The following is a 13,050-nucleotide window of genomic DNA, read 5'->3' on the forward strand; positions in this document are numbered from 1 at the left end:
TGTCCCATACTTTAAATTTTACTTTAAAGTGGTGCACTTGATCTTACAATTAAGCTTCTTTTATAAAGGAAATTCCTTTAGAAAAGAATTTATTAGTATTTGAAATAAATAACTTGACAGCCAATTATGAATACTTTATTTATAAAATAATAATAAATAATCAAGAAGTAAATTTTAATAATTTTAGTACTAAATTTCAACTAGAAATAGCAAATATTGAAATTAATAATTCTTCAGTTTTAAATCAAAGAGAAGAAGTTTCTAATATCAATTTTATTCTTAACAATACTGAATATCTAGAAGAATCTAACCCAATTACTATTGTTGAATTAATTGATGAAGAACAAAATACATATTTATTTGAAGATATTTTACAAAACAATATTTTAAATATAAATTTAAATAAAATCTTATCTTCAAGTTCAAAAACATTAAAAGTTTCAAAAATAAATTTTAAAGATTTAAAAAACAAAATAATAATATCAAATGAAATTTTAAATACTAAATTTACAACTAAAAAAATTAGCAATGAAATAGAAAATAAAGAAGATAATTTTGTTATAGATTTTATAAATTTTAAAAACATTACAGAAAACAGTTTTTTAGTAATATTCCATTTTTCAGAATTTAATTTATCTAATGAAAATCTAAAAACTTTTAAATTAGTATTAAAATCTAAAAATTCTGATGAAGAAGAAAAAGAGATAATAGTAAGTAATTACGAAGTTAATTCTCCTTTTATTGAAATAAATGTAAATGAATTAAAAAGCAATACTCAATACTATATTGATTCTTTTTCTTTAAATAATAAAAATTTAACTATAGAAAAACTTGTAAAAGAAGTAACTACTGCAAAAACTACAATAAAAAACTTTTCAAGTTCAGAATTAATATTTGATGAATCAAAAAATCTTTATTCAATAAAACTTAGTTATGATAAAAACCAATTTTATATTCCTAATAATGCTGTATTTTCCGTGTTTTTATCACCAACAAGTGAAGAAAATAATCTTATAGAATTAACTAATGAAGAAATTTCAAGTGACAACTCTTTTGTATTTTTTAATATAAAAAATCAAATAAAAAAAGGTGTTGAATACAACTTAATAAAAATTCTTTATGAATCAAAAGAAATTTCATTCCCACCTTTATCAATTTTAATTAAAGATAAATTATTTTCCTTCCCAAAACCTGATATTTTAGAAAATAAAACTTTAACTCAAAGTGGTAATATCAATAACCCTAAAATTATTTTTGATAAAAATATTTTCCCAAATAGTGTCCTTCTAGAAAAAACTGATAATAATTTAAATCTAGTAAAAAATTATTTTAATATTGAAATGACAAAAATATTAAAATATATTCAAGGGACTTTTAAATTTAGTGATGAGTTTCCAAAATGAACAAACTTTAGTGATTTTAATAATCCTATTCCTGCTGAAAAACTTTTATCTAAAATACCAGATTTACAAGCAAGATTCAAAGAAGAAAATAATATTTATAAATACGTTAATAAACTTATGCCTATTTTTATTCAATATCAAGAAATTAAATTATCAGGAAACAAAAAAGAAGCAACATTAAAACTTAATTTAAAAAACTTTTTAAATAAACCATTTACTGATAAAAAAATAGGAATTACCTTTGATTTTAGAAAAAAAGATGATTCTTTTGAAACAAAAATTTCTCAAAGAATACTAATAAATTTAGAAGAATTATTAAATAATAAAAATGTTTTAAATAACGAATGAGTAACTGAGTTTTTTGAAGAACCTTTTGTAAAATTTAATTATAATATCGATAATGATTCTAATTTAATTATAAAAATTAAACCAAACGATGAATATAGTGATTATATTCCTGATTTTAGTTTCACTCAAGATGAAACTAAAATTGAAAACAATATTTTTATTTCTAAATATAATACTTTAGTTGATGTTTCATATTTAACAAAAGATGAAGAAGATGAAAATTTCTCACTTGTTCCTGAAACTTATCAATCAGATTTACATGCTAAATTAAGTTCTAATGGACAATATTATTCAAACAAAATTAATAATCCACTTAAATTTAGTAATGGTAAAAGAATTTTAGAACAAGAAACCGACACAAATTTTCAAGAAATTAGAAAAAGAGTTTTTGTTGTTGGTGGTGGAACTTCAACTATGCTTGCAAAAGTTAAACCCAACGATCCAAATGATTATAGATATTTTTTCATAACAAATAGACACGTTAGTGACATTTTAGAAACAAGATGATATGATTCTAGAGTTTTAAAAAAATTTTTAATTCCAGATTTCAACGATTCCAAGGTAAATAGTGCTAATAGTGAAATTTCAATAAATGTAGAAAAAAAATGATTCAATTTTAATTTTTGACAAGCAATAAATCAAACCAAAAGAGATGAAACAAAAGAACAAGATTCAAATAGAAATAATGCTGATATATCAATATCTATAATTGATATTGAACCAATTTTAAAACAAGCAAAATTAGAAAAAAATACCAAAATTATCAATTACTTAAATGAATGACAAAAATTAAAACCACTTAAATTAAGCAAAAAAACTAATTATATTTCCCAAAATAATTATGTAAAATTCTTTGTTAGCAGTTTCCCACAAGATCCTCATCTAAACTTTTCTGGTAGAAGATATAGAGAACATATTATTAATAGAATAGAAAAAGTAACTATAAATGATCAAGCACAAGAATTTGCAAAATATGGTTATTTTAAAACTTTTATTCAATATGATAACAACAATAATAACGATAAATATGATTTAATTTCTGGAGCATCAGGAAGTATAGTTTATGATGAAAGTGGAGAAATGGTTGCTATCTTTATGCAAAATACAGGAGATGATGGTTATGGTTTCGGTTTTTTTTCTTCCTTGGAATTTGACTATTTCGGTTTTGAAACTTCTAGCAACCCTAATTCCTTTAAAAATAAATTATTAAAATCAATAGAATTAGAACCATCAAAATTTGAAATGATTGAAATATAAAAATGCGGATTTCCGCATTTTTTCTTTATATTCGTTTTAATAAGATTATTTTCCAATACCATTTATTTCATTTTTTCTAGATAAAGTTATTGATCCTTCTTTTGTAACAAGTAAATCATCTTCAATTCTTGCTCCACCAAAACCTTCTATATAAATACCAGGTTCAACTGTAATAACCATTCCTTCTTCTAATACAAAATCACTTAATGATGAAACATTTGGTAATTCATGAACATCAATTCCAAGACCATGCCCTGTAGAGTGAACAAAATATTCACCATATCCTTTGGATTCAATATAATCTCTACATACTTTATCAACTTCAGAAGCTTTTATACCTGGTTTTACAAATTGTCTTCCAAGTTGTGCAGCTTCTTTAACAATTTGTAAAATTTCTTCTTTTTTAGGATCTACTTTTGAGTTATTAGGATTAAAAATAAATGTTCTTGTTATATCTGCTCCATAACCTTTATAAATAGCACCAAAATCAATTTTTAATAAGTCTCCTGACTTAACTACTGCAGAAGTTGGGTGGTGATGTGGAACTGCAGAATTAGCTCCCGCAGCAATGATAGAATCAAAACATTCTTTTTGTGCACCTTTTTCTTTCATTAAAAAGTTTAATTTTCTATCAAGTTCTTGTTCGCTTTGTCCTTCTTTAATTTCTTTTAGTAATTCATCATAAGCCTCTAGTGAAATATCAATAGCTTTTTTAATTAATTTTACTTCTTCTTCATCTTTTAGTATTCTAAGTTTTTGACCTGAAATTTCAACTATTTCACTGTTTGGAAATGATTTTTTTATTCTATTTAACTCAACAAGAGTTATATAATCAGCTTCAACTCCAATTCTTTTGTATTCTTTGCTTTTAGAAAAATTATCTCAATTTTCTTTGTTAAATAAAACTAATTCAGCATTTTTTACTTGTTTTTTTGCATATTCATAGTAACGTCCATCAACAAAAACATATGATTTATTTTTTTCCATCACAGTAATTCCATCTGTTGATTGAATTGTTGATAATCAAAGTCTTGTTTGTGGAGCAAATGAAATTATTGCATCTAATTTTTTCTCTGTTAATGTTATATCTAAATATTTTCTATTCATTTTTAACTTATCTCTTTTCTTATTTTTTTTCTTTATGTGATGTATGTTTGTTGCATTTATGACAGTGTTTAGACATTTCTAATTTTTCTGTCTGTGTTTTTTTGTTTTTTGTTGTTATGTAATTTTCCATTTTACATTCATTGCATCTTAAAGTAACACCTTCTCTTGGCATTTTTCCTCCTAATATAAAATAATAATTTAATTAATTTAATTTTAACAAAAAGAAGAAAATATTTTTAAAATTAGATTTTAATAAAAAACTCTGCATTTATAATAAAGCAGAGTAGAAACTAAAATTTAAATATAGTATTTATTCTTTTATAAAGGAAACACAAGGAAAATTATTTTTTTTCTTTATGTGATGTATGTTTGTTGCATTTATGACAGTGTTTAGACATTTCTAATTTTTCTGTCTGTGTTTTTTTGTTTTTTGTTGTTATGTAATTTTCCATTTTACATTCATTGCATCTTAAAGTAACACCTTCTCTTGGCATTTTTCCTCCTTATTGTATTTTTATAAATAAAAGATAAAAAAATTTTATCAAAAAATTCACATTTTTTTATTTTTAATCTTTTTATTTTTGTAAATTTATATTTAAAATCATTTTTAATCTATAATAATATTATATAAGAAAGGAAAAGTTATGAAAATAATTCAAAAAAATAAAATAGCAAATTTCAACTATGAAATTTATGAAAAATATGAATGTGGAATTTCTTTACTTGGTTGAGAAATTAAATCCATAAGAGCTAACAATTTTAACTTAAAAAATTGTTATGCTACTTTTAAAAAAGGTGAATTATATTTAACTAACTTACATATTTCCTTATATATGGCCGTAAAAGGAGATGAAGAGAGAGAAAGAAAATTGCTTTTACATAAAAATCAATTAAAGAGAATTGAACTAAAACAAAAACAACAAGGATTTACTCTTGTTCCTTTAATGTTTTATTGAAATGATAAAAATAAAGTTAAAGTTGAATTAGCTTTAGTTAAAGGTAAAAATAAAATAGATAAAAGGATTTCTGAAAAAGAAAAAGAATTAGAAAGAACAATTAAAAAAATTATTTATTAAAAAATGCATAAATTTCAAAATTATGATAAAATAAAATTGCTTTTTTAATAAGAAGAAAAAAAATAAAAAATTATTTTGTTTTTTTAAAAAAAGTAGTATAATAATAAAGCATTATTATTTGCAATGCTAAATGCCGATTTAGCTCAGCGGTAGAGCAGCTGGCTGTTAACCAGTTGGTCGCAGGTTCGATCCCCGCAATCGGCGCCATGGCCCATTGGTGAAGCGGTCAACACACATGGTTTTCATCCATGCATTCACGGGTTCGAGTCCCGTATGGGTCACCATTTTTAGGAAGATTAGCTCAGTTGGGAGAGCATCGCCCTTACAAGGCGGAGGTCGTGGGTTCGAGCCCCTCATCTTCCACCATGCCGTCTTAGCTCAGCAGGCAGAGCAACTGACTTGTAATCAGTAGGTCGTAGGTTCGATTCCTATAGACGGCACCATCATGTTATTGGTTTAAAAAAAGGTTCGATTCCTTTTAACATGACCTTAAAATGCGCGAGTGGTGAAATTGGCAGACACGCTAGATTTAGGCTCTAGTGCTTTACGGCGTAAGGGTTCAAGTCCCTTCTTGCGCACCATATAATTTTTATAATTATCATTAAAGCAAAATTATTAAATTTTGCTTTTTATTTTGTTTTTTTAAAGTAATATTTATTATATGATTAAACTTTTATACAAAGAAAAAAATATAAGTTCATTTCAAAAAATAAAAAAATTTGCAAAAGAAAATAATATTAAAAAAATCGGTCATACAGGAACTTTAGATCCAATGGCTACTGGATTGTTGTTAGTTGCAACAGATGAAGATACAAAATTAATTAATTATTTAGATAAAAGCACAAAAACTTATATAACCACAATGAAATTTCACTTAGATTCAAATACCTTAGATATAGAAGGAAAAATTACTGAAATCAATTACACAAAAAAAATAGAATTAGCAGAAATTGAAGAAAAAATAAATTCTTTTATTGGTTGCTATATGCAAACTCCACCTATTTTTTCTGCTAAAAAAATCAATGGAAAAAGGGCTTATGATTTAGCAAGAGAAAATAAAAATATAGTTTTATCCAAATCAAAAGTTTGCATTGAAAAAATTAAAATCATAGAGTTCAATTATGAAAAACAAGAATTAACTTTTGAAACAACAGTTTCTAGAGGAACTTATATAAGAAGTTTAATAAGAGATATAGCTAATAAATTAAATACTTCTGCCATTATGACCTCTTTAGAAAGAACAAAGTTAAGTAATTTAACTTTAGATGATCTTCATTTGGAACAAATAGATCCTTTGAGTATAATCGATAATAATTTGCCTAAATTTGTTTTAAATGATATGCAACTTAAAACTTTAGTAAAAGGACTTAATTTTGAAATAGAAGAAGATGATAAACAAGAAATTGTATTAATTTTTAATAATAAAATTGTTGGATTTGGTAGAATTTATAAACAAAAAATGTTTTCTAATAAACTTTTTGGAAATATAATAAATAAAGTTTTAAAAATGGAGTAAAAATGAAAAAATATAAATTAATTTCTTTTGATATAGATGGAACACTTTTACCATACACACAAAAAGATTTTTTTCCAGAAATCAAAAAAATGTTTGTTGATTTAAAAAAACAAGGAATAGTGGTTATTTTTTGTACAGGTAGAGAAATGATTACAATCGGTAATCTTCTTGATGAAGTAGAAGTAGATTACTTTTTAGGAGCTAATGGAGCATTTATTTTTGATTGCAAAAAGAAAAAAATTATTTATGAAGATAAAATAAATTACAATGATTTTATTACATTAAGTAATTTTTTAGATAAGGAAAATTGTGATTATAGTGTAATGACAGATAAATACGGTTATTTTTCAGAAGGTCATGATTTTAATAATTGATTTTTAAAAGATCACACCGCAAAATTTAAAAAATTAACTGATTTAGAGTTTGATCAAAATAACTTGCATATCATAACTGTAAAAAGTTCTGATCCTAATTTAATTTCTAAAACAGCCGATTTTTTAAAGAAAAATGATTTAAATCTTGAAATAAATTCCACATGATCAAAAGGTTTTTTTATTAGTACATTAAACAGTAATAAAGCTAAAGGACTAAAAGAATTAGGAAAAATTATAAACATTTCACTTCAAGAAATGATTGCTTTTGGTGATGGTTCAAATGACTATGAAATGATAAAAGAAGTTGGTTATGGAATTGCTATGGATGGTGCTCCGGATTTTGTTATAAAAGTTGCTAAAGATACAGCACTTTCTTCTGAAGAAAAAGGAACATATTTAAAACTAAAAGAATTAGGAATTATTTATTAATGACAAAAGTTATACTTTTCAATGATGACAATAACCAAGAATTGCAAGATTCTTGCTTTATTTTAGGATCTTTTGAATCTTTTCATAAAGGGCATTTAAAACTATTAGAAAAAGCAAAAGAATTTAATAAAAAAATAACAATTTTACTTTTTGAAAATCCTGAAATTTTACCTAAAAATAATCAAAAGTTTTTTTCAGATTTATTTTCCAGAATTCAAGTTATTGCCAATTTAAAAATTAACTACATTTTACTTTTAAAATTTGATGAAAACATCAAAAATACTGACGGTTATGATTTTATTAATCTTTTAATTAAAAAAGGAGCAACTAAATTTATAATAGGTTCAGACTTTAAATTAGGAAAAAATGGTTTATTAAATGCACAAAAAATAAAAGATTATTTTGCAGATACTGAAATAGTAGAACTTTATAAAGAAAATGAAAGAAAAATATCTACTTCTTTTTTAAAAGAATTGCTAGTTAGTGGAAATTTTGAAGCAATTAATAAAAATTTAGTAGAAAATTTTTTCATAAAAGCTAAAATAAATTTTAAAAATGAAGTTTTCTTCCTTAAAAATCAAACTATTTTTCCAGCTGGAATTTACCTTTGTTATTTAATATGAAATGAAAAAAAATATCCAGTTATTCTTTGAAGGGATTTTGTTTTAAAAAAAGATAAAATCTTTTTCTTTGAGGGTTTAAAAGTAGAAATTGAATCAATAGAAATTGTTTTTATTGAATTTGTAAAACAAAAAAGAATAATCACAACAGAAATAGAAAATCAATTAACAACTAAAGAAAAAGAAGAAATTAAAAAGCTTTTTAGTTATTAAAAATTAGTTTTTTTATTAAAATAAAAGCATTTTTTTATTTCTCTTAATAAAATAAAAAATATGTAATATAATTTTAAAGTTATGGATTTAATTAAATATATAAGAGATGTTCAAGATTTTCCAAAAAAAGGAATCTTATTTAAAGACATTTCTCCATTACTTGCTAATGGGGAAGTTTTAAGATATGTGATAGATAAAATGAGTGAATTAAGCAAAGATGCAGATATAATAATTGGACCTGATGCTAGAGGTTTTCTTTTTGGAACTCCAGTTGCTGCTATGCTAAAAAAACCTTTTATTATGGTTAGAAAACCAAATAAATTACCAGGTGAAGTAGTATCTATGAATTATGATTTAGAATATGGTTCAAATGCTTTAGAAGTGCAAAAAGGAATGATTAAACCAGGGCAAAAAGCTATAATTATAGATGATGTTCTTGCAACCGGTGGAACAACAAGAGCTATTATTAATTTAGTTGAATCACAAGGAGCTACTGTTGAAAAAATTGTTCTTCTTATGGAATTAGAAGAACTAAAAGGTCGTGATATGCTAAAACCTTATGAAGTAGAATCATTAATAAAAATTTAAGATACTTTAACCAGCAAATTCTGGTTTTTTTATAATAAAATGTCTTAATTATTAATTTGAAATATTAAAAAAAATGATACAATTTTATATTATTTTAATTGGAAAGGATAAAAATGAAGATTGCTGGATATTGAAGAAGATTTTTTGCTAGTTGAATTGATACTTTTTTAGCAGTTATTACAGTTGGAGTAATGTTTGTAATACAAATTATTCAATTCTGTTCTGGAAAACCTACTTTCGGTATGAAAGTAACAGGGATAACTTATAGTTATGGTTCTGGAAGAATGTTAAGATTATTCTTATTTAAATTATTGTGAACATGTCTTTTACTTAGTTTTATTATAGATTTTTTCACAATTATTATGAAAAAAGGAACATTCCCTGAAATCTGAGCAGATAATTATATAGTTGTTGGCTTAAATTAATTATCAATTTATATAATTTTCAAAGCAAAATATTTTAAATAAACAAAAAACAATAATAATTTCTTCCTATTTTGTAAAAATAGTGTATAATAATATTGTTTTATGGGGGGGTAGCGAAGCGGCCAAACGCGGGTGGCTGTAACCCACTTTCTAACGATTCGGGGGTTCGAATCCCTCCCCCCCCACCATAATGCCCCATGGCCAAGCGGTAAGGCAGCGGTTTTTGGTGCCGCGATGCGTTAGTTCGAATCTAACTGGGGCAGCCAATCAAAAATGACCTAAGAAGCAAAATACTTTGCTTCTTTTTTTAATCAAATTTAAAAATATGCTACAATTAAACTAATAAAATAAAAGAAAGAGATAAAAATAATGAATAACAATTTTAAATACATTATTAAAAATAAAAAAATTATTGTTAAAATTTTTAACACTATTTTTGTCTATAAATCAAGATTTTTTTAAACCTTATAATAATATTTATAAATAGAAAAAGGTCTTGAAAAAAGATCTTTTATTTTATTATTTTTATTAGGAGGAGAAAATGATTAAAATTTCAAATTTAAAAAAGTCTTTTAAAAACAAAAGAGTTTTAGATATAAAGGAACTAAATATAGAAAATAAACAAATTTTCTGTATTTTAGGTAAATCAGGAAGTGGTAAAAGTACTTTTTTAAACATAATTAGTAACTTAATCAATCCTGATTTTGGAACTATTACCTTTGAGAAAGAAAACCCAAAAATTGAATTTGTTTTTCAAGATTTTAACTTAATTGAAGATTTAAACGCTTTTCAAAATATAAAAATTTCTTTAAATGTTAATTCTGAAACTATTGATGAAAAAGAAATTATTGAGCTAGCAAAAGATTTAGAGTTAGATGAAACACTTTTAAAGAAAAAGGTTAAACTATTATCTGAAGGAGAAAGACAAAGAGTAACTATTCTTCGGTCTCTAGTAAGAGATTTTGATATTTTGCTTGCAGATGAACCAACAAGCAACTTAGATGAAGAAAATTCCCATAAAATTTTTGATATATTTAATAAAATATCACAAAATAAACTTGTTATTGTTGTTTCTCACGATATTGATCTAGTTAAAAAATATGCTGATAGCTATTATGACTTAAATGCAAAGGAATTTAAAAAGAATGAAGAGAAAACACCTACTCCAAAAGAAGAAATTTTTAATCACAAAATAAGTAAAAAAAGAAATAAATTCTATAAATTATTACCTGCTCCTTATTTAAGTTTAATTGACATAACTAAAAAGAAATACTCTTTCTTTATTTCTTTTATTATTATGTTAATAGCGATTTTAATAGTCCCTATTTTTATGCTATTTTCAAGCAATAATTTAGCTCTTAAAAATGAAAATACAAGATTTTCAGATTTTGATAAAGCGTTTATAACAAAACAAATTAATCAATCTTATGAACTTAATCCTGGAGAAAAAGAAAAAATAAAGCAACTAGAATCAATTAATTATAGTTTAGATACATATGATAATTATGTAGTAAAACTTGTAATTAACAACGAAAAAGAAATATTAAAATTTCAAACTATTGAAAATGACAACTTTTTTAAAGATAGGTTGAAGTATTTAAATATAGAAGGAAATTTTCCAGAAAATGAAAATGAATTTATAATTTCAGAAGAAATTGCAAAAAAATATAATTTAAAAATCAATGATAAGGTTAACGTAAATTTTGGCAATTTACAAAAGGAATTAACTATTAGTGCAATTAATAATTCTTTAAATTTTGAAAACAAAAACTTAAATTTCTTTTCTTCAAAAACCCTTTCTTCCTTTATTAAAACAAATGAAAATTATTTTTTTAAAGGTTTTTCACTAAGAAAAACTAATCAAATAACTAAATATAATGTTGCTAATGAAAATGAAATAAATATCAAGTCCTATTCTGTTATAAATGATACTGACCAAATAATTGAAGGTCAAAAAGCTAAATCATATGAAGAAATTAATTTAAGTAAAGAAATTAAAGAAAAATATGACGTGCAACTTAATTCGTTTTTAGAATTAAATACAGGATATAATGATTTTTTAGTTAAAGTTGTTGGTTTTTTTGAAAGCACTAATCCTGAACTCAAAACAACAGATAGTAACTTTAAATATTTTGCATCAGAATATCAACCAACTTTTACAATTTTTACAAAACCCAACTACGATACTAATCTTTTAAAAGAAGAATTAAAAGAAATTAATCCTTATTTAAAATTAACAACAAATAATTCCCAAGTTTATAAACAATTAGCAGTTGGTAATAATTTCATTGCCTACTTATTATTACTTTTAGTTATTGTTGTTTCTGCAATTAGTTTTATTACAATTATTCTTTTTTCTAAATTTTTAACAGATTCTAAAAATAGAGTAATTGGAATTCTAAAACTTTTAAAAACAAAAGTTTTAAATATATTTTTATACCATTCCTTTTCTTATCTTATTTTAAGTTTATCGGTTTTAATATTTTTAATTCCTTCATTTTTTGCTTCATTTTATCTTGTTATAAATATAAGTCCTGGATTTAAACTTTTAGAGATAAACTATTCATATTTTTTAAGTATTAGTTTACTTGTTTGATTAATAATAAGTGTTGGTTATTATTTATTTTATTTATTAATCTCATTTTTAACATACAAAAAAAGGGCAATTAATCTTTTAAGATAAAATATTTTCTAAAAAGAAACTATTTTGATAATAAAAACAAAATACAAATGCATAATTTAGAAATTCACCTAAAAGAAAATCAATATTTTGTTTTAGGTAAAAATGTTCTTTCATCCATAGATAGCAAAAATTTTGGTTATGTTTTGTATTCTCAAATTATTGCTAAAGTTATTTCATAAAATTAAAAGTTTAAGAAAGCAGGATAAAAATGCCTGTTTTCTTATTTTTTTATCAAAAACTTGCTTTTTTTTTTTTTTTGTAAAATGAAACTAATAAAAATAAAAAGAAAAGGAAAATATGAAAAAAATTAAATTTTTATCTTTAAGTACACTAACTGTTTTACCAGTTTCTGCTCTATTTATTGTTTCTTGCCAACAAACTAAAACTGAATCAGGAAATCAAACTAACCAACCAACTAATCCTGCTCCTGCTTCACCAGCACCTCTAAATACTGATCCAAATCCTGTAACACCAAAATCAACTATTCCTTCTGATTCTAATCCTAAAGATGATGAAGATGACAAAGATTATGAAAATCAAATTAGTGATGAACATTTTGACAATAATGAAAATGATTCTGATTACTCTAAAGTAAAAGCATACAAAGAAAACGAAGTATCTAAAAAGAAAGCAATTTTTAAAAAAATTCTCGTTCCTTTTTATAAATGACAAGGAAATTCAGAAGAAGAAGCAAATAAAAAGGCAACTGAATTTATAAATAAAAGTACAAATCCAAAAGAATTAAAAGTTTTATGATACAAATTCATTCGTTCTCAACAAGTTAGAAATTTTGTTAAAACAGCAATTAAACAACGTTCCATTAGACAAATTGGAAAACTTTTAGCAAAAGAGATTTTCTATTCACTTAAAGAAGTTATAAAAAGAAAGAAACACTAAAAATATTAAAAATAAGGAAAATTCTAAAGGGATTTTTCTTTTTTTGCCAAAAACTTGCTTTTTTTGTAATTACAGATATAAAATGTCACTTTTTATAAATATGTGTTAATTTAA

General features: G+C 23.6%; 13 protein-coding genes and 7 tRNA genes. 17 read left to right on the forward strand and 3 right to left on the reverse strand.

Annotation, left to right across the window (positions count from 1 at the left end; all coding sequences use genetic code 4):
- Positions 1-113: 113 nt before the first annotated feature.
- Positions 114-3,008 carry a hypothetical protein gene (locus ACXX87_RS03760; RefSeq protein WP_458573302.1) on the forward strand — a complete coding sequence of 965 codons (2,895 nt, stop codon included), beginning with the start codon at positions 114-116 and terminating at the stop codon, positions 3,006-3,008.
- A gap of 45 nt (positions 3,009-3,053) precedes the next feature.
- On the opposite strand, the gene ACXX87_RS03765 is transcribed toward ACXX87_RS03760, so the two are convergent.
- From ACXX87_RS03765 to rpmG (ACXX87_RS03775), 3 genes are all read right to left on the reverse strand, one after another.
- On the reverse strand, positions 3,054-4,115 hold the full coding sequence (locus ACXX87_RS03765) for an aminopeptidase P family protein (RefSeq protein WP_436359003.1): 1,062 nt from the start codon (positions 4,113-4,115) through the stop codon (positions 3,054-3,056).
- 19 nt (positions 4,116-4,134) lie between these two features.
- Positions 4,135-4,287 carry a 50S ribosomal protein L33 gene (rpmG, locus tag ACXX87_RS03770; RefSeq protein ID WP_436359001.1) on the reverse strand — a complete coding sequence of 51 codons (153 nt, stop codon included), beginning with the start codon at positions 4,285-4,287 and terminating at the stop codon, positions 4,135-4,137.
- Between the two features lie 169 nt (positions 4,288-4,456).
- A complete protein-coding gene (rpmG, locus tag ACXX87_RS03775) occupies positions 4,457-4,609 on the reverse strand; it encodes a 50S ribosomal protein L33 (protein ID WP_436359001.1) in 153 nt (50 codons plus the stop codon).
- 150 nt (positions 4,610-4,759) lie between these two features.
- Here rpmG (ACXX87_RS03775) and smpB point away from each other — a divergent pair, with 150 nt between their 5' ends.
- The 16 genes from smpB (at position 4,760) to ACXX87_RS03855 (ending at position 12,936) form a co-directional block, all read left to right on the forward strand.
- The gene (gene smpB / locus ACXX87_RS03780) at positions 4,760-5,191 is read left to right on the forward strand and encodes an SsrA-binding protein (RefSeq protein WP_436359000.1); all 432 of its coding nucleotides are present in this window, start codon (positions 4,760-4,762) and stop codon (positions 5,189-5,191) included.
- Between the two features lie 132 nt (positions 5,192-5,323).
- A tRNA-Asn gene (locus ACXX87_RS03785) sits at positions 5,324-5,398 on the forward strand.
- A gap of 1 nt (position 5,399) precedes the next feature.
- Positions 5,400-5,475: transfer RNA gene (locus ACXX87_RS03790), tRNA-Glu, on the forward strand.
- Between the two features lie 6 nt (positions 5,476-5,481).
- Positions 5,482-5,557: transfer RNA gene (locus ACXX87_RS03795), tRNA-Val, on the forward strand.
- Position 5,558: 1 nt separating this feature from the next.
- Positions 5,559-5,634, forward strand: a tRNA-Thr gene (locus ACXX87_RS03800).
- A 53-nt stretch (positions 5,635-5,687) separates the two neighbouring features.
- Positions 5,688-5,772 (forward strand) — tRNA-Leu (locus tag ACXX87_RS03805).
- Between the two features lie 80 nt (positions 5,773-5,852).
- Positions 5,853-6,707 carry a tRNA pseudouridine(55) synthase TruB gene (truB, locus tag ACXX87_RS03810; RefSeq protein ID WP_458573303.1) on the forward strand — a complete coding sequence of 285 codons (855 nt, stop codon included), beginning with the start codon at positions 5,853-5,855 and terminating at the stop codon, positions 6,705-6,707.
- A 2-nt stretch (positions 6,708-6,709) separates the two neighbouring features.
- Positions 6,710-7,510: a YcsE-related riboflavin metabolism phosphatase gene (locus ACXX87_RS03815; RefSeq protein WP_436358998.1), complete on the forward strand. Its 801-nt coding sequence runs from the start codon at positions 6,710-6,712 to the stop codon at positions 7,508-7,510.
- Entirely contained in the window at positions 7,510-8,343 is an 834-nt protein-coding gene (locus tag ACXX87_RS03820; RefSeq protein ID WP_436358997.1) for an FAD synthase, read from the forward strand. The genes ACXX87_RS03815 and ACXX87_RS03820 overlap by 1 nt, the downstream gene beginning before the upstream one ends.
- 81 nt (positions 8,344-8,424) lie before the next feature.
- On the forward strand, positions 8,425-8,931 hold the full coding sequence (locus ACXX87_RS03825; protein ID WP_436358995.1) for an adenine phosphoribosyltransferase: 507 nt from the start codon (positions 8,425-8,427) through the stop codon (positions 8,929-8,931).
- 113 nt (positions 8,932-9,044) lie between these two features.
- A complete protein-coding gene (locus ACXX87_RS03830) occupies positions 9,045-9,356 on the forward strand; it encodes a hypothetical protein (RefSeq protein ID WP_436358993.1) in 312 nt (103 codons plus the stop codon).
- 104 nt (positions 9,357-9,460) lie between these two features.
- Positions 9,461-9,544, forward strand: a tRNA-Tyr gene (locus ACXX87_RS03835).
- Between the two features lie 3 nt (positions 9,545-9,547).
- Positions 9,548-9,622 (forward strand) — tRNA-Gln (locus tag ACXX87_RS03840).
- A 275-nt stretch (positions 9,623-9,897) separates the two neighbouring features.
- A complete protein-coding gene (locus tag ACXX87_RS03845; RefSeq protein WP_436358992.1) occupies positions 9,898-12,039 on the forward strand; it encodes an ATP-binding cassette domain-containing protein in 2,142 nt (713 codons plus the stop codon).
- Between the two features lie 47 nt (positions 12,040-12,086).
- Entirely contained in the window at positions 12,087-12,218 is a 132-nt protein-coding gene (locus ACXX87_RS03850; protein WP_436358991.1) for a S26 family signal peptidase, read from the forward strand.
- Between the two features lie 118 nt (positions 12,219-12,336).
- On the forward strand, positions 12,337-12,936 hold the full coding sequence (locus ACXX87_RS03855) for a hypothetical protein (RefSeq protein WP_458573304.1): 600 nt from the start codon (positions 12,337-12,339) through the stop codon (positions 12,934-12,936).
- Positions 12,937-13,050 lie beyond the last annotated feature (114 nt).

The sequence above is a fragment of the Mycoplasma sp. 613B genome, assembly GCF_054343485.1.